The following is a 21,652-nucleotide window of genomic DNA, read 5'->3' on the forward strand; positions in this document are numbered from 1 at the left end:
TTACAACTCCCTTCAGTCAAACAAGATTGTGACCATCTGGATTTTTTTTCCAGATGGTCCTCGATGAAAAAAACCTCTTCACTCCGATTATTTACTGCCTGCCTCAATACTTTCTTTCATCTTTTCCTGTGCTTGATCTAAAGTCTTTTGAATGTCTGCACCATTCCAAATTAGCTCTAAAGCTGGAACCACATTCACCCAATAGTATTCCATTTCTGGGATATTAGGCATTGGTGTTGTGTATTTTGATTGTTCAATAAATCCTTGCATTAATTTATTGTCTTTAAATTCAGGCATGCTGCTATCAACGCCTTTAAATACTGGAATATTACCTAATGCTTCTGCACTTTTTATTTGATTATCTTTTGATGCCATAAAGTGTGCAAATAGTTTTGCTGCATTTGGATATTTTGAATAGGCAGAAACATATAATCCACTGATACCAGAGTATGCCAATGGACGCTTTCCACCAGGCATTTCTGGTAGAGGAACAACTTCCATATCAAATGATACATCTTTATAAGAAGCTGCATTAAATGTTCCGTCAATATTTAACCCTACTTTTCCTTCGTGGAATAAACTAGTTTTTACATCACGTGTGATTTCTGTATTTTTAATTGGTAGAATTTCTTTAAGAGATTTAAAGAATTCCATCCCTTTGACAGATCCTTCACTATTAATCCCTAAATCATTTTTATCTGTTCCATTCTTTCCGAAAACATATCCACCATAACCTGCCATAAAGGAATTCACATCATAAAGACTGTTTGTTTCCATCATAAACCCATATTTATTATTTGGAATATCATTGTACTTTTTCGCAATGTCCATTACTTCATCCCAAGTATCCAGCTTAGCATCACCTACAATATCTCTGTTGACATACATTGCATATGTGTACATATATTGTGGATATCCATATAAAATATTATCAAATGTTACGGCATCGATAGCTGATTGTTCCGTATTACTTTTTGTTTCTTCCTCAAAATAATCATTTGGCAAAATAAGTCCTGACTTAGCTGCATCACCTACACGGTCATGACCGAACGCAAGCAAATCTGCTCCCAATCCTGCTGGTCCATCTGTTTTCAAACGATCTAACGTTTCCGTGTAAAAAACATCTTCCAACTCGACTTTAACACCATATTGCTTTTCAAATTCTGCAATTGCATCTTCTGTAAATTTATTTTTAACTGTCCATAATTTCAAAGTAGCTCCATCTTCTGGTACTAGTTCTTCAGAAGTTCCACCTGCATTTGCTTGATCATCGGTTGACTTCTTATCACTATCTGACTTCCCACTACATCCAGCAAGCAACAACATCATCATTGCAATAAATAAAATTAGCCCTTTTTTCATTTCCAATTCCCCTCTGCTCTCTTATATTTTATATATTGAAACACATTAGTGTTTTAAAAAAACAGCCTGTCTTCACTAAACTAGTGATTGCAAGAAAAGTAGCTATCCATAATCTTCACTGCATTTCCCCCAGAACTTTATGAAAAATCAGCGTATTGCTAGTTCTGTTTCTTTATCAAAGAAATGAACTTTGTTCGTATCCATATATAAATTCAGCTGCTCACCACTTGTGAATATTTCTTTTCCTTTTACCCTTGCTGTCAATTGTGTGCCATTAATCTGTACATACAAATACTGTTCGGAGCCCATATTTTCCACAACTTCTATCTCTACTTGTATTGGAGCTAAAGCATTCTCGTTGTTCGAATCATAAAAATCTTCCGGTCTAATTCCAAGGATAATCTCTTTATTTACATATCCTTTGGAACGAAGTGCGGTATCATTGTTTTTGGAAACCTTAAACTTTACTCCTGGTGCTGTAAAATAGATGCTGCCATCTTCTTCGGTAATTTTCCCACCTATAAAATTCATAGCAGGAGAACCAATAAAGCCTGCAACATATTTATTAACGGGATATTCATAAATTTCTGTTGGCGTTGCGGCTTGCTGAATTTCCCCGTTATACATAACAACGATGCGGTCTCCCATTGTCATCGCTTCGGTTTGATCATGGGTTACATAAACAAATGTTGTTTCCAAACGCTTATGCAGCTTGCTGATTTCAGCCCGCATTTGGACACGCAGTTTTGCATCTAAATTGGATAATGGCTCGTCCATTAAGAAAACCTGCGGATCACGGACAATCGCTCGACCCAACGCAACACGCTGTCTTTGTCCACCTGAAAGAGCTTTAGGCTTTCTTTTCAGCAGATGCTCAAGATCTAATATTTTTGCTGCTTCTATTACTTGTTTTTCAATTTCCTTTTTTGATACTTTGCGAAGCTTTAAACTAAATGCCATGTTTTCAAAAACAGTCATATGTGGATACAGAGCATAGTTTTGAAATACCATTGCAATGTCTCTATCTTTTGGAGCAATTTCGTTCACCAATTTATCTCCAATATAAAACTCTCCCTCTGTTATGTCCTCCAAGCCAGCAATCATTCGCAGCGTTGTTGACTTTCCGCAGCCGGATGGACCAACAAGTACTAGGAATTCTTTATCCTTTACTTCTAGATGAAAATCTTTAACTGTATAAGCATCATTTTTATATTTTTTCTTTACATGATTAAATCGCATACCCGCCATTCCGATAACCTCCTTATGTAAAATAGTTAAATAGTTAAATAGTTAAATAGTTAAATAGTTAAATAGTTAAATACTATGATTACGTTGTTTTTCGACTCTATCACAAGAAAATTCTAACGATATCCATTCTAGTGAATTTTTAAAGAGAAGGATAATCTGCTTTTTAATCCAAATTCAGGAAAAGGTTTTCCTAAATCAGTAAAATTTGGTGGGAAATACAGTTCTCCCCAGAAAATCTTTAATTCACCACTTTATAAAAACATTAGTAAAATTAAAACTAGACTTTTCAGGAAAAGGTTTTCCTATATGGATAAATAAATTCAATGAAATCCTATCATCCCCTGTATTTTAACTATCTGTCTATTATTCAACTGTTAAATTACATAATCTTTTATATTTCTCTCATGCGGTGTTAACTTAAATAACATCGCATGTTCACAGTATAAATTAAGAATATTTTAAAAACAAGCACAAAAATACAAAATTATTAAAATATTTTCTCTCTTTCGAATATTCCCTTTCGAATAATCCGAATTTATTCAGTCAAATGCATGTAAAAATACACTGCTTTGAGCAATAAAACAAAAAAACACTCCAAAAAATGTAAGGAGCGTTGACCAGGGGGATTTGGTGTATAGTAAGGGAAACTAATAAAAATATCTATTAGATACTAATAACCCCTCTATGCACTTCCCTCGTAGTCAAGCTATTTACGGTAGCTTGGTAGAAACTTTTGGACCATATTTCCCAAAATTATACGAGATTATACGATTATGAAACATTTTGCACTACTGTTTCAGTTTATCAAGATGTCTTTCATCCGTCAATATAAAAAAACGAACATTTATGAAGAATTAAAGAAAAGTTGTTCGCTTTTATCAAAGTTTTTTAGAAAGCGCTCTCAACTATTAAAATGCGATACATGTTATACAAAAAGCTTAGTGATTAAAAAGTTGGATTGCCTTAAAAAAAGAGCTCTCCTATGGAAAACTCTTTTCTACTATAATTTCAACCAATTATCCAAGTCTTGTATATGGCTTCATGCCGTGAAGCTTTTGTTTCTTTTCTTGTATGGATTTTCCTTGGTACGGTGGTTTTACTGTTAAAGCTATAATAAACGAAACAATACAAAGGATAGCGATAACCGTAAATGTTGGAACAAATCCACCTAGTGCCGCTGCGATAAAGGAACCGGATAATGCTCCTATTCCAAACCCCTGATAAATGACTCCATAGTTTTTGCTTTGATTTTTAAGTCCGAAGAAATCTGCAACGATAGCAGGAAAAACCGTAATATTCCCTCCAAAACAGAAGGCGATTCCTGCAACACAAGCGAAGAACAATGGGAAATTAAGTGGTGCAAAACTTAAAACAGAAACCGCTATTGCAGTTACAGCTAATGCACCTGATACAACTTTTAAGCGGCCTACTTTATCTGATAATGCTCCTAATATTATCCGGCCAATTGTATTAAAGATAGCTACTAATGCCACCGCATTTGCTGCTGTTTCCATATCTAATCCTGCTAAACTTACCCCAATATCTTTGACAATGCCAATTAAATATAATCCACTCATGCATGCTGTGAAAAACATCACAAACAAAAGGTATGCTTGCTTTGTTTTCAGCATTTCTTTTACTGTATACTCTTTTTGAATCGCTTGAGAGGATTGTTTTTGACTTGCTGCCTTTGCCTCTTTAATCAAAAATGATCCGCCTACCACCATGATCAATGCGATAATCCCCCAAAACATAAATGCTTTTGAAACACCAAACGATGCAATAAATGAACCATTTATAAATTTGAATAATAAACTTCCTGTACCATATGCTCCAACAGAAATTCCGGATATGAATCCTTTTTTCTCTGGGAACCATTTAATTAAATTGGATAGAGAAGTTATATATGCTGTTCCATCTGCAAAACCAACCACAACACCTGCTAAAATATACAGCATCCATAAGGACGAAACTTGGGAAGATAATATTAGTCCCAGACCTAGCAAGATGCCTGCATTTCTTATTAAGCGACGAATGCCCCATTTATCCTGCAACTTGCCAGCAAATAAAGTAGAAAATGCTAAAGCAAAGCTCGTAATGGAAAAAGTAATAGCGACAGAACTTAATTTCCATCCAAAAGCATCCACCAATGGCTGATTAAATAAACTCCACGTATAAATGGTTCCCAACCCCATTTGAACAATAATCGTGCCAATTACAATCTGCCACCGTTTTTCAGTTTTCATTTTCATATCGTTCTCCTCTTTTCCTTCCAGTCTCCTATTTTTTCAGAATAGTATTTTGTATGTTTTTTTCATTAAATAAACCATTAATGATAACCCTTACATGAAAAATTATACCACCGGAAACAAAAGTGAAATCATTATCAGAATGAAATGCACAAAATTCGGAATGAACGGCATTTACAAGTGCATAATTTGCCGGAATTCTTTTGTCTTACTTCTACTCACTGGGACCTCTCCCTTTAAATCTTTCAATCGCAGCAAATAAGTATGGTTAAACCATGGAACAATTTCATGAATTTTCGTTAAGTTGACTGTATAAGAACGATGACATTTAAAAAAGATTTCTTGAGGCAATTTGGAATGAAATTCAGAGATGCTCATTGCCATCATATATTCATCTTCCTTCGTATAAACGAGTGTTACCTTTTCACTTGCTGCTGCATAATAAATTTCATTTACATCCGTCACAATAATATGATCATTTTTCCGCAGATTTATTCTGCCTTGTGTCCTTGTGTTTGCTACTTGCCCTTTTGAATCTGATTCTTTTGTTAATCCCTTATAATTTCTGTTAAATGCCTCTTCTAATTTTTTCAGCATGGCAGCAATTCTTTTTTCATCGTATGGCTTTAAAATATAATCAAATGCTTCCAATTCAAATGCCTGTACAGCGTGTTCTTTATAAGCAGTTGTAAAAATAATATACGGTTTTTTCGCAAACTTGCTAATATTGCTGGCAAGCAGCATTCCATCCAAAGATGGGATATTAATATCGAGAAAAATAGCATCTACCTCTTCTTCTTGTAAAAACTTTAAAACGTCTAAACCATCTTCAAAGGATGCTAAAATATCGATGTTGCTGTGTGTTTTTATTAAATACTCCATTTCTTCTCTTGCCGGAATTTCATCCTCTACAATAATCGCTTTCATTTTTTCTCCTTTACCATCTCAAAATATACTTCTGTACCTGGATTTAATCGTTTTATTACTAGTCCTGTTCCATAAATCAATTTTATTCGCTGATGGACATTGGATAAACCAATTTGTTTCGACGGCACTTCATTGTTGTATAACTTATCAATCACTTCTTGTGTTATTCCTTCTCCGGTATCCTTCACACTAATTCTGATTTTCTCTCCCATCTCTTTCACAGAAATACTGACTAGACCAGGATCCTTTCTTTTTAATATTCCATGAACTACAGCGTTTTCAACAAGCGGTTGAATGAGCAAGCTTGGAAGCTTTACATGAATGTCTTCTATTTCATACTCAACTTGGAGTCTGCTTCCAAACCTCGCTTGCTCTATTTCAATATAGTCTCGAACCTGCTGAAGAGCGATTTGAATATCGATTAATTCTTCCCCTACTTCCAAGTTATAACGCATATACCCAGATAGATTATGAATTAGTTCTCTTGCTTTTTCTGGATTTCTTCTTGTTGTAGAAGCAATTGCATTTAGTGCATTAAATAAAAAATGAGGATTAATCTTTGTTTGCAGGGCTTTTAATTCCGCTTTATTTGCCGCTTCTTTCATTTGTTCTATTCTGGAAACTTCCATTAATGTCGAAATAATCTGGGCAAGACCAATTGCCATTGTTTGCAAAGTATAGGTAATCGTATATGCTTCTCGATAATAGATTTTTAAAGTCCCTGTAATAATCCCTCTTTCTTCTAAAGGAATAATAAGTAAACAGTGAATCTGCGGGGTGTGATGATCCGCAATATTATTTCGAATCGTAATTTTTCCGCTTCGAATGGTTTCCTTTGTTAAATCACTGATAATTTCATGGCTTCCATTATATTTTTCTTCGCCGAATCCCACATATGCAAGTACGTCTCTTGTATCTGTAATGGCAACTGCATCTGCTTTAATATCATTTTTAATAATCGTACAGATGGTATGTAGGGAATCTGCATTAATAGAACGAAAATATGGCAATGTTTTATTGGCAATATCCAAAGCAAGCTTCGCCTGTTTTGCTGCAATTCTTTCTTTTTCCCCTTCTACACTTGCAATCAATAAGACAATCAATCCTATGCTGACTTGTCCCACTATCATTGGAATGGCTATTTTTATCACTATATCCAAACCAAGATGAAAAGGTTCTGCCAACAATAAAATGAATACCATCGTTAAACTTTCACAAATCATTCCGGCAGCGATTCCTATTATCCAGCGGTTTGCTTTTTTTACACGCCAATAAATATATCCAGAAACAATACCAGCTAAAATACTCGTAATAAGGCAAGGAACGGATGTTACTCCTCCAATATCGATTAAATAGCGATGCATCCCGGAAACAATACCAGTAATGATTCCCACCCATGGACCAAATAATATGCCGCCGGACATAATCGCGATGGTTCTTATATTGACAAGAGATCCTTCCACTTCAATGCCAGAATAAGTGCCAAATATAGCAAAAAGGCAAAAAATCATGCTTATAAAAGTTAATTCAGTAGGTGTATGGTTGTCCTTTTGCAAGATTTCTTTAAACTTAGGCACCCTTGCCATAAAAAATAAAGAAATCAGCAATAAGGCTGCTCTTTCAAATAATTGAATCAGCATCTCCATCTCGGTTAGATGATACAAAGTTACTGTTCCTCCTTCTATATGAAAAGAAACTTGAAACCCTTTTCTCTTTCTGTTGCATTCATTATAGCTATCTTTTGGCTTTAATTCACCAGTTTACTTCAAATAGTTCTTTAAATGTCACAGTAAATAATAGCTTTTGTTTTAATCAAATGACTTCTTTTAAACTTTGATCCTTTCTGTAAAAATCACTTGATTTTTCCAGATTTATATAATACCATAGTTTCATGGATATAAAACTATTGGATGATGAAATAAGAGTACAAATATTTAAGGCCTTATCAGATGAATCAAGAATTGCGATTGTTCGTACACTTTATCTTAGCGGAAAGGAGTTAAGCTGTGGAGAGGTTGGTGAGAGGTGCAATATTTTAAAAACAACTGCTTCCTATCATTTTAAAACACTAAGAGAAGCAAAGTTGACGCTTGTACGAAAAGATTCACGAACTAAATATGTCAAACTGAACTTAGAAACATTCGAAAAATATTTGCCGAATTTTTTAGAAACACTTTAAATAGTTTCAAGCTGTCGATAAAGTAAACTTCCATCAGTGGGGGTTTTTCCTCACCCCCCACTGATGGTTAGTTGCACTTATCGGACCTTTACGGGCAGTTATCCCCCACCTAGCTTCCTCGATTTCTCGGCATCTTGAGGTGGGGGTCTTACTGCCCGTTAAGAGTGGGATAAATGTTAGCGTACAGCTTGAAATTTTTGCGAATTTATTTCACTTTTTGTTCCAAAGTTTTAAAGTTTTGAAACTATTAAATGTTTAGGGGGATTTTTTATGAATAAAGTAATCATTTTATTTTTCTTTGTGATGTTTGTTATAGGAACAGATACTTTTTTGATTTCTCCATTATTGCCCACACTTTCTGCACTTTATCATGTACCGACAGATATCTCTGGGTGGATGGTCAGTTCCTATGCGTTGGGATACGCCATTTTCGCTTTTATTTCTGGACCTATCTCTGATAATCTTAATCGAAAAAAAGTGATGATCTACGGAATGATCTGTTTTATGATTTCTACTTTTTTATGCGGATTAGCCATAAATTTTTGGCTAATGTGTACGATGAGATTTATCGCCGGAGTTAGTGCTGCATTTGTAACTCCGCAAGTTTGGGCTTCGATTCCTTTGTTGGTTTCACCAGAAAAGATAATAAAAAGCATGGGGATAGTAACTGCTGGTTTAGCAGTATCCCAATTATTTGGATTGCCTATCGGCAGCTGCCTTGCTTCTTTCTCTTGGAATATGCCATTTTTTATCTTATCGTCTTGTTCTTTTATTCTACTTTTTCTAATCATATTTCTCATTCCTTCTATAGAAAATAATAAAAATATCCAAAATAAAGAATCCATATTTCATCGTTACAAATCATTATTCTCCCAGTCTAGAACCTCTATATTATTTTTAGCCTACTTTCTTTTTCAAACAGGAAATTTTGCAACATTTACCTTTCTAGGAACATGGCTGAACCACGATTATAATTTTAGTGTCAGTCAGATAGGCGGTGCTATGCTTGTATTAGGACTAGGGAATTTATGCGGCAGCATTTTCGGCAGCAGATATATTCATAAAATCGGTACGACTTCTGCCCTCTTAGGCGGAATTACACTGATGGGCATCTTATATTTTTGTCTTCCCTTTTACTCTAATATTTCCCTTGTAGAAATTTCATTTTTCTTTCTGTTCTTTATTGGCGGCATTTTGTTTCCTCTTATGATGAGCTTGCTGCAATCTTTATCCGCAACTGCAAGAGGAACAATCGCCGCATTATCCAATTCACTTATGTACATAGGTACAACGGTAGGTGCATTGATCGCCGGTCAGCTTTATCATTACTTTAACTATTTCCTTGCGGTGACCACTTTTACAGCTATTATGTATGTTATGTCTATTGTTTTTTTTCGGCAAAGCGGGATTTTAAAAGCAAAAGCATGATTGTTATGAATAATCAGTGTAAGAAAAAAATCCACTAAGAAATTCTTCTAGTGGATTTTTCAGGGTTTAAAGGCTTATAAAGCAGCCTCTTTTTATTTACTTTTTAACTCTGTAAAACAATATTGTTGTTTTTGTCTATATTTGAAGCACCAAGCAGCAGGAATACACGAAGACTCCTACGGGAAAAGCGAAAGAGGCGAGACCCCGCAAGAGCGAAGTGACGAGGAGGCTTGGCATTCGCCCGTGGAAAGCGAAGTGTATTCCTGCTTCGAACCTTCTTTTAAAATCATCAATAAAAATTAACAGAGCCTACTTTTTAAAAATGCCAAAAGGTTTTCCAATCGGGAGAACAACTTGTCCGAAATGTGTATTCAACACAATAGCACCACAACCATAAAAGGATAAAATAGCGATGAACATTTCTGCAATTCCAGCTACCATATGCGTTATTTCATACATAACGCCGAAAGAGCTTAAAGATAATCCAATAAATAAAAGATCAATAAAGACAAAAATTAAAAATAAGACTTTATTTGTTTCCAATGCCCCAATTGTCATAAACAGACTGAAAATTAAATAGCCAATAAATGCAAAGCCAAGCTGTTTAACATCTATATTTGCAGCAAGTGTTTCACCAAATACTCCCAGTTGAATCAACCATGTAGTCCCTACTCCAAACCAAAATAATCCGAAAGCTCCAAATGCAGTGGTTCCGAAAATATTATTGTGTTTTGCATCAAGCAGCGATGCAATCAATTGCGCGATTCCTCCTAAGAAAATAGCCCATGGCAAAACTAGAGACAAGCCTTCTGTTAAGCCTAATTTTTGTGATGAAGCAACAAGCGTTACCATTGCAAGGCCGAATAAACCTAAAGCCGATGGATCTGCTGTTATAATTTTTACTTGCGTGTTCGTCTGACTCTCCATATTTTCCTCCTTTAAAAACATTCTTTAGTAATTTATAGGATTATGATAGAAGTGTCAACATACAATTTTTGTCCATTTCCTTTCTATATAATCTTTTTTGGGGTTTATTACTTGCTTTCTCTTAAGTAAATGGCACTAAATTTTTCAATATTTCAATTCCGACCTTTTATCCTGCATTTTATAACAATATTGTTACAAGAGAAATAAAAAAAATAGTTTATGAGGACGTTTTTTATCTTAATTCAAATGTTTAAAAAGTGAATAAAGTGAACCTTTCCATCAGTGGGGGTTTTTTCATCCCAAACTGATGGAAAGCTTACGGTTCACAGGAAGCGGCGACCTTAGTTTGTGTACCTCCTCGGACCTTTACGGGCAGTTGTCCCCCACCTTGCATCCTCGATTTCACAGCATCTTGAAGTGGGGGGCTTACTGCCCGTTAAGAGTGGGATAAATCACAATCTCCCTTTTTCTTTTCTACTCTATATAAATTCAAAAAAAGATCGAGAAAAAAAGATTGCAAGGTTATAAACTTTTTATTTACAAAATTAATATGGACGATAAGAAAGAAACAGTATTTATCCTTTTTGTCCTAGTTATATTTGATCATGAAAATCGGAATGTTGAATATCGTTACATTTGGTCGAATTGACGCTTTTTCATTATAAAAGTAATCTGTTGTTGTAACGACTCTTGCCATTTTATTTGGAGGTTTGCCAAACTTTCCATTACTAAAATAAATAGATTCATTAATAGTTTCGATTATTTTGGTACCGGTTTTCATGACTCAGCCAAGTCAAATTAAAGGGAAATCTATTTCATGTAGTAGTAGTTTGTGATAAATCTATCTAAATAAATGACACAGGGGGAGTTTCCTGGTCTAAAAAGAAAGTTCATACCTGCTATTAAAGCAATTATTAACTATATTTTTAGATACATTGTTTAGGAAAGAGGGAGAAACATGAATATTAAAAAGATTGCTAAACAAGCAACAGCACTAACATTTTCTACAGCTATTTTAGTAGGAGGTGGATCTCTGGCTTTTGCTGAAAAAGCTAGCACAGATTATAAAGAAGATTATGGTTTTACCCATATTACACGATCTGACATGCTGAAATTACCTGAACAACAAAAAAGTGACCAATTTAAAGTGCCTCAATTTGATGCATCAACAATAAAAAACATCCCATCAGCAAAAGGGGTAGACAAAGATGGCAATCCAATTGATTTAGATGTGTGGGATACTTGGCCATTGCAAAATGCTGATGGAACAGTAGCAGAATATAAAGGATATGAAATTGTTTTTGGCTTAGCAGGAGATCCAAAAGACGCAAATGATACATTTGTTTATATGTTCTATAAAAAAGCAGGCGATAATTCGATCGAAAATTGGAAAAATGCAGGTAAAGTATTTAAAGCCAGCGATAAGTATAATACCAACGATGCTATTTTACACAAACAATCAGAAGAGTGGTCAGGTTCTGCAACCTTAACATCTGATGGAGACGTTCGTTTATTCTATACAAACCGTCATGCATTCAAACCGGAAGAAGGACTTTTTGGCAAGCAAACACTAACAACTGCTAAAATCAATGTATCTCAACCAGATTCTGAATCTCTTAAAATGGATGGTGTAGAAGACTTCAAATCAATCTTTGATGGAGACGGAAAATACTATCAAACAGTTGAGCAAGCTTTCGGTGGTGGAGACTACTCTGACAATCATACATTAAGAGATCCTCACTACGTGGAAGAAAATGGTAAGAAATACCTTGTGTTTGAAGCAAATACAGGTACAGAAACTGGCTACCAAGGGGAAGAGTCTCTGTCTAATAAAGCTTATTATGGCAAAAGCGAAGCCTTCTTCCAATTAGAAAAAAATAAATTAATGCAAAGCCCTAAGAAAAAGGATGCTGAAATTGCTAATGGTGCACTAGGCATCATTGAATTAAATGATGATTATACGTTGAAAAAAGTAATGAAGCCGCTAATTTCATCTAATACTGTTACAGATGAAATTGAAAGAGCGAATGTTTTTGAAATGAACGGAAAATGGTACTTATTTACAAGTACAAGAGGATCGAAAATGCCTGTTGACGGAATCGGTTCTAAAGATATTTACATGTTAGGATATGTGGCAGATTCCTTAACTGGAGGATACAAACCTTTAAATGGAACTGGCCTTGTATTGCACCATAACCTTGACCCTAACGATATTACATTTAACTATGCTCACTTTGTGACACCAAACAAGAATAAAGATAATAATGTAGTAGTAACAAGCTATATGACAAATAGAGGCTACTTTGAAGATCACCATACTACATTTGCACCAAGCTTTTTACTGAATATTAAAGGTTCCAAAACTTCTGTTGTAAAAGACAGCATCTTGGAACAAGGACAATTAACAGTAGAAGAAAATAAGTAAGAATCTGAAAAAGAGTACCACCTTCTCCTGCTTACAAGCAGGGAGGGTCAGGTACTCTTTTTATATCATTAGCTTCCTATAATGCGTATTTATAGCGGGATAGATACTGGAAACATGAAGCACACCAATTAATTTATTTTCCTGATCGAGAATGGGGGCTGCAGAACAGTTCCGGCTTTACTGTTTGCATGCATGCGGGTTAATTTCTATAGAATACGCTAATTTAATCAATACAATCTTCCTTTTTCAAACACCTGCCATCGTCATTATGGCAAGCATGATACTTGTTTGTGCATTTACCGTACGCGGCGGAATTGAGATAATTGGAAGATGTGCCGTGCTTTTTGCTCCACTTTATCTTTTTCCATTATTATTATTTTTTTCTGTTGCCACATTTAAATATCACCAATATCCTCCCAGTTATGGAATATGGGTTATTGCCATCGATTAAAGGAGCACTTGTACCTCAAGTTTGGTTCAGTGAGATATTTCTAATTTCGATGCTTTTGCCTTCTATAACAGATCAAAACAAAGGAATAAAACCTATTATTTTATCCGTTATATTAGCTATGATAGTAATGGTTTACATTAATATAGTGACATTATCTTTATTGGGAAACTCCCTATCTATGTATGCCTATCCAGTGTTTTCTGTTTTATCATGAAAAGGTGTGCCATTATTCCTAACTATCATTCAACCTTACATTTTGTTCTTTCTTCCTTTGTAAACCAGCCTTCCGAAAAATCATTGCATGGACAGTTGTTCATTAAGGAATGGTCTTCATGCGGAATATGATAAAAGACTCTTTGCATAAATAATAAAAATTATTTATGCAAAGAGTCTCAAGTTGTCTAGTCAGCTAGACTATTAATAGTAACTTTATTCTTACTTTTGAAATTACCTATATTTATTGCTGTATAAATAATTGCTGCAACCCAAACAATGGCTAATCCAGCATAAACAAATGGGTAGACAGTTGTGTTCTCAATCCAAGATGTTACTAATGTTCTTGCATTCACTAAAATAATAAATCCGCCTACAAGCACTCCCATTAGTTGGGCATGAATTTTCTGCACCAGCCATGCTGCTAATGGTGCTGCTATTATTCCACCAATCATCAACGCTCCAACCCACAGCCAGTTTACTTGTTCCCAGCCTAGCGAAATAAAGAAACCAAGAGTAGCGGAAACTGCTATTGCAAATTCACTTGTATCCACAGTGCCAACCACTTTGCGTGCACTCATGCCTTTGCGAGACAACAACACGGGGGTAGCAATCGGCCCCCATCCGCCGCCGCCAGTAGCATCAGCAAAGCCAGCAATTAACCCTAAAGGAATAGCTTGTCTTCTGCTTAATGTTATTCCCTTTTTCTCTTCATTTGCTCTAAATTTAAATAAAAATCGAAGTAGAACATACGCCCCTAATATAAGCAAAAATAAAGATATATATGGTTTCGCCAAATCTCCTGGTAAATTACTCAGAAATGTAGCTCCTAAAAATGCACCAATGGATCCTGGAATGATTAAACGAAAAACCGTTTGCTTATCCACATTTCCAAACTTAATATGAGATGCTCCAGAAGCAGCAGTAGTAACTACCTCAGCTAAATGAACCGAAGCAGAGGCAACGGCAGGTGCAATGCTGAAAGCCAATAGAAGGGAAGAGGAAGTAACTCCATATGCCATTCCTAATGCCCCATCAATCAATTGTGCAAGTAAACCGATAAAAGCAAAAACAATTAGTTTTTTCATAATAAAAACACCCCAATATATAATATGAAATAAGCAAAAGAGTAAACAAAAAGACATAACCCTCCTAGATAAAAAGGTTATGCCTTCGGTTTTTCCGATCAGCCATTTTTTATTTTTTCTAATTAAACAGATTATATATCGTATTATTCCTACCTGTCAACTAGAAATTGAAATTTAAAACAAGCATTCCCTTATCTAAGTATTTATAAGATATGAAAGAAATGCTTATCGTACTATCAAAATCAACCTTCTAATTTATTCCTTCAATCTAAATGATTTTTGTATTTTACTATTTTACCTGTAATTACGACAATTCTATTTCATTTTTCTGTTTATATCAGGGCATCTATGCAATTATGCTATTATGTTTGTATAAATCTTTAATTGATAAAAGGAGAAAATATGAATAATGAACCTATTCAAACCGCTATTACATTTACAAACGTAAAAAAATATTTTCCTGAAAAGGATGAAGTACATTCTGTTTTAAAGGGCGTATCAGGGAAGATTAATCAAGGCACTTTCATTATGATAGTCGGTCCTTCCGGTTCTGGAAAAAGCACGCTTCTTTCGATGTGCAACCTGCTTACCACACCTGATGAAGGAGAAATAAATGTACTTGGAAAAGAGATTAGAAAATGGGATGTTGCGGAACTGAGAAAAAAAGTAGGCATTGCTTTTCAATCTGCTCCCATTCTTGATGGGACAGTAAGAGATAATATGCTGCTTGTCCAAAATCTCCATAACAAACAGTGCTATTCACCTGAACAGCTTTGTTCCTTAACAGGGCTTTCATCCGATTTATTAGAACGGGACGCCAAAGATCTATCAGGCGGACAAAAACAAAGACTATCTTTAGCTCGTACATTATCGAATGCTTCTGATATTTTACTACTAGATGAAATTACATCTGCATTAGACATCGCTGCTGCACATGAAATAGAGGAGCTTATTGTTCAATTGAATAAAGAGCAGAACAAAACTATTATTTGGGTTACTCATAACCTCGACCAAGCGAAACGGCTGGCAGATGAAGTATGGCTTTTGATGGATGGCAAACTGATTGAAAGTGCAGATTCTTCTTCTTTTTTCAATACTCCTAAACACCCCGAAACACGTGCGTTTTTGCAGGGGGCACTTTTATGAGCAATCTATCTTTGTTATTTACCATTATTTTTGTGTTTATAGCATTATTTTTATCCAAATCCTTCCGCATTGGACTGGAAAAAGACATTGTCATTGCCAGCGTTCGAGCGGCCATACAGTTATTGTTCATCGGCTATTTGCTGTCCTTTATTTTTGAAAAAGACAGCCCGATTTTTATCCTATTCATTCTTCTTTGTATGCTAACGATTGCTGCGCAAAATGTTGTCAAGAAAAAGCAGGAGGGGCTCCGATCATTTTGGAGAGTGTTTATCACACTTACAATCGTGGAAGTCATTACGCAAGGCATTCTTTTAAGCATTCAGATCATTCCTCCAACAGCAAGGTATATTATTCCTGTCAGCGGAATGATTATTGGAAATTCAATGGTTATTTCCAGCCTATTTTTAAACAGACTGTATGCGGAAGTCGATCGTCGCAGAGAAGAAATTCAATTGATACTTGCACTTGGCGGTACACCTAAACAAGCCATTCATACTATTTTAAAGTCATCCATTAAAACAAGCATGATTCCGACTTTAGAAAGTCAAAAAACAATTGGTCTTGTTCAACTTCCCGGTATGATGACTGGTCAAATTATCGGCGGGGCAAGTCCTATACAAGCAGTTAAATTCCAGCTTCTTATCGTATTCGCCATAATGGCTTCTGCTACACTTACCTGCTTTATTTTAAGTCGACTTACATACCCTAGTTTATTTAATTCGTATCAACAGCTTGTTAAAAGATAAGAAGGATGCTTGTTCCCCATACTCTAAGCATGATGGGGCGGGCGTCGAGCCTCCCTCGGAGCTTTGCTCCTGCGGGGTCTCGTCTGTCCCGCTAATCCCATAGGAGTCTTCGTATATGCCGGCTGCTCTTCGCTAAAAAATAGGGATACTGCTTCTTTTCATGTGCCATGGTGCGAATCTTTATTTGCATGGGTGTTTACCCTAAAAATAAAGACCGCAGTCAGAATACACTTCGCTTTCCTCGAACGAACCGGCAAGCCTTCTCGATCGTACCCGTCTGAGCTAAGGTCTTGCCAACCCGTTTTTTAAGCAGGAGTCTCGCAAATTCCCTTCCTAGAACCAACATAATCGTTTAACAGAGACATTCATTTAAAAACTGTTTTCCAGTTCATCAATTAATGATCCTACATATGCTACTGCTTTGCGAATCGGATCAGTTGTAGACATATCTACATTTGCTAGTTGCATTATTTCAAGGGGCTTTAATGTTCCCCCGGCTTTTAAGGCTGCAATCCATCGATCAACTGCAGGCTGGCCTTCTTCTTCTATCATTTGTGCTGCAGCGGTAGAAGCCGTTAATCCTGCTGAGTACGTATACGGATAGAGACCCATATAGTAATGTGGCTGCCTCATCCAAGTCAATCCAGCTCCTTCATCCAGTTCTACGCTGTCTCCCCAGAATTTAGACAGAAGATCTATATTTTGTTCACATAAAATGGCTGCTGTAATCGGAGTTCCTTTATCCGCTAAATCATAAATTCGACGCTGCAGTTCTCCTTCTAGTATATGAGTGACAAAATTATGATAATATGTGCCTAATGATTGTAGAATCACCCATCGGCGCATACGTTTATTATCTGATTGTGCTAAGATGTGCTTGCTTAACAGCATTTCATTCATGGTAGAAGGCGCCTCAATAAAATATCGAGAAGGACGAGTATTGGAAATAGACTGGCTGCGTCCTGCAAGTACAAAGTGGCCAGCGTGACCTAGCTCATGTGCTAAAGTAAATACGTTTCTCATTGAATTGTTCCACGTCATTAAAATATACGGATGGACTCCATAAGGGCTGGAGCAGAATGCTCCGGATCTTTTCCCGATATTGTCAGCTAAGTCTACCCAACGATTCATTAATCCCTGCTCCATAATTCCACTGTATTCAGGACCCATTATGTTTAATGCATCCAACACAAGCTTGGACGCTTCTTTATATGTAATTTCCGGATTATAGTTTGGATCAAGAGGTGCTTTTAGATCACTATAGCAGCATTTATCCAAACCTAAGACACGCTGCTTTAATTTAGCATATCGGCGCATATGCGGTGCTAATTCCGTTAATATCGTATTCAATTGATTATGGTACATTTCTTTGGACACTTGTTGTTCATGCAAAAGCATATCCGTGACCGAATCATAGTTTCGTAATCTTGCTTCTATCACTTGTTTTTTCACTTCTGTTGCCAGCGTTGCAGCATACGTATGTTTGTATTGGTTTAGTGTTTGGACAAAGGATTCATATGCCTTTCTACGCACTTCTGTATTAGCATCCTCTTCATATTTTGCATACGAATTAAAAGTTAACGGAAATTCCTTCCCATCTTCTGTATAAAAGGAGGAGAACTGCATATCAGAAGTTTTGCTGCGCTGATAAATCATATAAGGTGCATCCTGGATTTCACCGAAAGCAGCTAACACTTCTTCTGTTTCAGGAAGCAGCCGATGGTCTTTTGTTTCTAATAGATCACTGAATGTTTTTGAAAAAGCCTTTAACCCTTCCTCTTGTTCTATAAACTCATTAATCGTTTTTTCTGATAACAAAAGAATTTCTGACTCAATAAATGCCATACTTGCTTCAACCGTTGAAAACAAGGAAGCAGCAAGTGCACCATTTGCTTGGTTCTCTGCATTTGTTCCATCTGCTGATTGACAAAGGCTTGCATAAGTCATCACCCTGATTACCCGTTCGCTAAATGCATCCTTGGAAAGCAGACAATCTAATAAAGTCTTCGCACTTTCATTTAGACGACCTTTGAATCTAGCAACCGTTACGATATCTTTTTCTATTGCTTTTAATTCAGCTTTCCAATCCTCCTCTGTTTGAAATAAATCACGCAAATCCCATGTTTCTTCAGCCAGAACTTCTGAACGAGCTAACGCCTTTTTAACGACTTTCACCAAAAAATTCTCCTCCTTTATTGAATAAAGTAAACTTCCATCAGTGGGGGTTTTTCCTCATCCCCCACTGATGGTTAGTTGCACTTATCGGACCTTTACGGGCAGTTATCCCCCACCTAGCCTAGCTTCCTCGATTTCTCGGCATCTTGAGGTGGGGGTCTTACTGCCCGTTAAGAGTGGGATAAATGGCATATTCTCCTGTCTCAAAAAAATACTTCGAATAACGAAAGAATCACTTTTATTATATAAGAAAACCAAATCGTTTAAAAGAATATCCGCGATTCTGCTGTCTATTTATCTATTTTCAATTAGGACTCTTTTCGTATAGATTGTTGTTATTTAACCCGCAGCCATGTTTATTATTTTATTCAAAAACAACTAACTTTTAGAAAACAGCCTCAAATAAAAAGGGGAAATCCAAATGAATCAACTATAATGAATAAACTTTTTCATTGAATCTTTTTCCTGTTTTAAACGTATTCTTATGTACACAAATCATTAGGAGGTACTTACATGAACGGCGACATTCTTTTTTCTATATTTCCATTGGTGACTATTTTCTTTTATTTAGGTCCTGTTATTTTTGTCATTTGGTTTTTACTGAAAATCCTTAAAATACAACAGGAAAAAAATATTATTTTAAAAGATATTGCAGCAAAATTAAATAAAGATGATCAATCTAAGTAAGGACTTAAAAATCCATAGAAGGAAAATGTTCAGCTTCATTCATCTGGTGGACTTTTTCCTTCTGTGGATTTTTTAGCAATTTATCCAAATAATGATCTTATACCATTAATTAAATAATCTAAATTCCCAAATCTTTGTATGCATTTTTTTATTCATTTTCCCTGTTCTCCATTTCCAAAATCACCCTAATAACACCCCCGAAAAAAAACATTAAATTCTTTTTCAAAAATACAAAAAAATGAAGTAAAAAACGTGCAAATCATACATTTCTAAGAAAAAATTTAAATTTTTTTATCCCTTTCACAGCAATGGATACAGCCATTTTTACACTGAATATTTTTTGCATAATTAATCAATTAATGTTTAAATGTCTGTAGCAAGGGAATATACCTCTTGTTAGACAAGGATGAATTTTAAATCGCTAATGAGGCATAACTAACTTTTTCCTCATCTTTTAAGAAAGGCTGTTTACTATATAGCAAAAAGTTAAACACCTGGTTGGTTCACCCAAACCAAAAAACCTGTTTTCTGGTTTGGGTGAATTAACACGTATGCTCATGCACGTAATGAGTATATTTCTTACAGTATTCCAAGATACTTGAAAAAGTGGACATATCCAACAGCTGCCCCGCTGATTGAAGAAAATCACTTTATCGTATAAGAACGAGGAAAATGAATCATGATATTAGCGATGATCATCACTTGTTGATTATACATTTTTTATAAAGGTGGATTTCATGAAGAAAAAAATGAAGAAAAAAATTACAATGGATGAATCACCCATTACAAAATTCCATGTTAAGACAGCATCCTTAACATTCGGTGCACATTTTACAGATGGATATGTAATCGGTATTATCAGTTTTGCATTATTATCTTTAGCAGCTCAATGGGACTTAAGCGCTTTTGATTTAGGGCTGTTAGGAAGTTCCGTACTAATCGGTTTATTCTTCGGAAGCTTTTTATTAGGATGGGCCTCTGACTATATTGGCCGTCAAAAAATCTTTTTATTTAGTTTTATTTTAATTACCTTGGCTTCATTCTTACAATTCGTCGCCCCTAACGTATGGACACTATTCTTCTTGCGTTTTGCGATTGGGTTTGGTTTAGGTGGAGATTACACGGTTGGGCAAGCCATGTTGGCCGAATTCTCTCCAAAACGTCATAGAGGTACATTGCTCGGAACTTTTAACGTATTCTTTACGATTGGTTATGTTGTTTCCAGCATCGTCGGAATGATTTTATTAGATGCAGATGTTTCATGGCGCTGGATGCTTGCTTCGTCAGGGATTCCAGCAGTGCTTGTTCTCTTTTTACGTATCGGAACACCTGAGTCTCCAAAATATCTAGTCAGCAAAGGCAGAGTAGATGAAGCACAAGCAATTGTTACAGAACATCTAGGTGAAAATGTCGTATTAACAACAGAAAAAGAAACAAAACAATTAAGCCTTGGTCATTTATTCAGCAAAAAATATATTCGATTAACACTGTTTAATGGTTTATTCTATGCATGTATTGTATTGCCATACTTCTCTGTATTTACATTCTTACCAACCATTCTGGACTATTTTAATATGAAAGAAGGTCACACAGCTGACATTATATTAAATATTTTCTTATTGCTCGGAGCATTTGTAGGAATGTATTTAACAGTGAAACTTTCAAGAAGAGCCTTCTTAATCAGTTCCTTTATTATTTGTTTTATATCGCTTGCATTACTTGGAATTATCCCACAAAGCATGAGCTTTCTTTTAATTGCAGCGTTTGTTGTTTATACATTATTCATCTCTGCAATCAACAATTTAGTGGGAATTTATCCAGCAGAAAGCTTCCCGACAGAATTACGTGCATCTGGGGTTGGTGTAGCAACAGCATGCAGCCGAATAGGTTCAGCACTCGGCACATTCATGCTTCCTACATTAATTATTAAATTTGGTTTATCCCATACCATGCTTATTTTAGCTGCTGTGTTGTTGCTTGGAACGATTGTTTCCATTGCATGGGCACCTGAAACAAAAGAGAAAGAACTCGCATAAAGTGAACCTTCCATCAGTGGGAGTTATACTGCCCGTTAAGTGTGGGATAAAATAAACTTCAATCAATAGGAGATGGGGATCCCTTAGATTGTTAGTTAATAAAAGTAGGTGTCCTATTGTCGTTTTTTTTTTTGACTTTTGGACACCCTTTTTTAGTTGAAAAATAGTACTAAATCAGCTTTCCAGATTTTTCATTTGGCTCTTATGGTATGAGTGGTTTCTTTGTCATTCGCAGCCTGTATACACTTCGCTTTCCGGCGGGGCGAGCGCGCCGATCCGCTTCGTCGCTTGCGCTCCTGTAGGGTCTTTATCCCACAGGAGTCTTCGTGTATACAGGCTGCTAGGTTCCTGCTAAGAAAGGAATT

The 21,652-nt window shown here is 35.8% G+C and carries 16 protein-coding genes, 1 pseudogene and 1 riboswitch; of the genes and pseudogenes, 8 read left to right on the forward strand and 9 right to left on the reverse strand.

Translation table 11 applies throughout. The annotated features are described in order from the left end of the window. Positions 1-87: 87 nt before the first annotated feature. From ACTYBU_RS11245 to ACTYBU_RS11265, 5 genes are all read right to left on the reverse strand, one after another. On the reverse strand, positions 88-1,362 hold the full coding sequence (locus tag ACTYBU_RS11245) for a sugar ABC transporter substrate-binding protein (protein ID WP_445489767.1): 1,275 nt from the start codon (positions 1,360-1,362) through the stop codon (positions 88-90). A 147-nt stretch (positions 1,363-1,509) separates the two neighbouring features. After that, the gene (locus ACTYBU_RS11250) at positions 1,510-2,610 is read right to left on the reverse strand and encodes an ABC transporter ATP-binding protein (protein ID WP_445489769.1); all 1,101 of its coding nucleotides are present in this window, start codon (positions 2,608-2,610) and stop codon (positions 1,510-1,512) included. Positions 2,611-3,288: 678 nt separating this feature from the next. Beyond that, positions 3,289-3,391, reverse strand: a riboswitch (purine riboswitch). A 235-nt stretch (positions 3,392-3,626) separates the two neighbouring features. Then, complete coding sequence (locus ACTYBU_RS11255; RefSeq protein ID WP_445489771.1) at positions 3,627-4,862, reverse strand: L-lactate MFS transporter; 1,236 nt, start codon at positions 4,860-4,862, stop codon at positions 3,627-3,629. Positions 4,863-5,033: 171 nt separating this feature from the next. Further along, on the reverse strand, positions 5,034-5,786 hold the full coding sequence (locus ACTYBU_RS11260) for a LytR/AlgR family response regulator transcription factor (RefSeq protein ID WP_445489773.1): 753 nt from the start codon (positions 5,784-5,786) through the stop codon (positions 5,034-5,036). Continuing rightward, on the reverse strand, positions 5,783-7,432 hold the full coding sequence (locus tag ACTYBU_RS11265; RefSeq protein WP_445490079.1) for a LytS/YhcK type 5TM receptor domain-containing protein: 1,650 nt from the start codon (positions 7,430-7,432) through the stop codon (positions 5,783-5,785). Before ACTYBU_RS11265 ends, ACTYBU_RS11260 begins: the two co-directional genes overlap by 4 nt. Before the next feature lie 245 nt (positions 7,433-7,677). Between ACTYBU_RS11265 and ACTYBU_RS11270 the strand changes: the two genes are divergently transcribed. Both ACTYBU_RS11270 and ACTYBU_RS11275 read left to right on the forward strand, forming a co-directional pair. After that, a complete protein-coding gene (locus tag ACTYBU_RS11270) occupies positions 7,678-7,965 on the forward strand; it encodes an ArsR/SmtB family transcription factor (protein WP_445489775.1) in 288 nt (95 codons plus the stop codon). 270 nt (positions 7,966-8,235) lie between these two features. Next, a complete protein-coding gene (locus ACTYBU_RS11275) occupies positions 8,236-9,393 on the forward strand; it encodes an MFS transporter (RefSeq protein ID WP_445489776.1) in 1,158 nt (385 codons plus the stop codon). A gap of 309 nt (positions 9,394-9,702) precedes the next feature. Here ACTYBU_RS11275 and ACTYBU_RS11280 read toward each other — a convergent pair whose 3' ends face one another. Together ACTYBU_RS11280 and ACTYBU_RS11285 are read right to left on the reverse strand one after the other, a co-directional pair. Further along, complete coding sequence (locus ACTYBU_RS11280; protein WP_445489777.1) at positions 9,703-10,320, reverse strand: acetate uptake transporter; 618 nt, start codon at positions 10,318-10,320, stop codon at positions 9,703-9,705. A 589-nt stretch (positions 10,321-10,909) separates the two neighbouring features. Then, positions 10,910-11,101 (reverse strand): hypothetical protein, encoded by a 192-nt coding sequence (locus tag ACTYBU_RS11285; protein ID WP_445489779.1) that lies wholly within the window; start codon positions 11,099-11,101, stop codon positions 10,910-10,912. A 177-nt stretch (positions 11,102-11,278) separates the two neighbouring features. Here ACTYBU_RS11285 and ACTYBU_RS11290 point away from each other — a divergent pair, with 177 nt between their 5' ends. Beyond that, positions 11,279-12,745 carry a glycoside hydrolase family 68 protein gene (locus ACTYBU_RS11290; RefSeq protein ID WP_445489781.1) on the forward strand — a complete coding sequence of 489 codons (1,467 nt, stop codon included), beginning with the start codon at positions 11,279-11,281 and terminating at the stop codon, positions 12,743-12,745. Between the two features lie 151 nt (positions 12,746-12,896). Continuing rightward, a pseudogene (locus tag ACTYBU_RS11295) lies at positions 12,897-13,410 on the forward strand (GerAB/ArcD/ProY family transporter). Between the two features lie 187 nt (positions 13,411-13,597). On the opposite strand, the gene ACTYBU_RS11300 reads toward ACTYBU_RS11295, so the two are convergent. Continuing rightward, entirely contained in the window at positions 13,598-14,497 is a 900-nt protein-coding gene (locus tag ACTYBU_RS11300) for a sulfite exporter TauE/SafE family protein (RefSeq protein WP_445489783.1), read from the reverse strand. 402 nt (positions 14,498-14,899) lie between these two features. Here ACTYBU_RS11300 and ACTYBU_RS11305 point away from each other — a divergent pair, with 402 nt between their 5' ends. Beyond that, positions 14,900-15,643, forward strand: coding sequence for an ABC transporter ATP-binding protein (locus ACTYBU_RS11305; protein ID WP_445489784.1), 744 nt, complete (start codon positions 14,900-14,902; stop codon positions 15,641-15,643). Then, positions 15,640-16,389 carry an ABC transporter permease gene (locus ACTYBU_RS11310; protein WP_445489786.1) on the forward strand — a complete coding sequence of 250 codons (750 nt, stop codon included), beginning with the start codon at positions 15,640-15,642 and terminating at the stop codon, positions 16,387-16,389. Before ACTYBU_RS11305 ends, ACTYBU_RS11310 begins: the two co-directional genes overlap by 4 nt. A 369-nt stretch (positions 16,390-16,758) precedes the next feature. On the opposite strand, the gene pepF is transcribed toward ACTYBU_RS11310, so the two are convergent. Beyond that, on the reverse strand, positions 16,759-18,567 hold the full coding sequence (pepF, locus tag ACTYBU_RS11315; protein WP_445489787.1) for an oligoendopeptidase F: 1,809 nt from the start codon (positions 18,565-18,567) through the stop codon (positions 16,759-16,761). A 510-nt stretch (positions 18,568-19,077) separates the two neighbouring features. On the opposite strand from pepF, the gene ACTYBU_RS11320 reads away from it, so the two are divergent. Then, on the forward strand, positions 19,078-19,251 hold the full coding sequence (locus ACTYBU_RS11320; RefSeq protein ID WP_445489789.1) for a hypothetical protein: 174 nt from the start codon (positions 19,078-19,080) through the stop codon (positions 19,249-19,251). A 737-nt stretch (positions 19,252-19,988) separates the two neighbouring features. After that, positions 19,989-21,287 carry an MFS transporter gene (locus ACTYBU_RS11325; RefSeq protein WP_445489791.1) on the forward strand — a complete coding sequence of 433 codons (1,299 nt, stop codon included), beginning with the start codon at positions 19,989-19,991 and terminating at the stop codon, positions 21,285-21,287. Positions 21,288-21,652 lie beyond the last annotated feature (365 nt).

The sequence above is a fragment of the Niallia sp. 03133 genome, assembly GCF_052663225.1.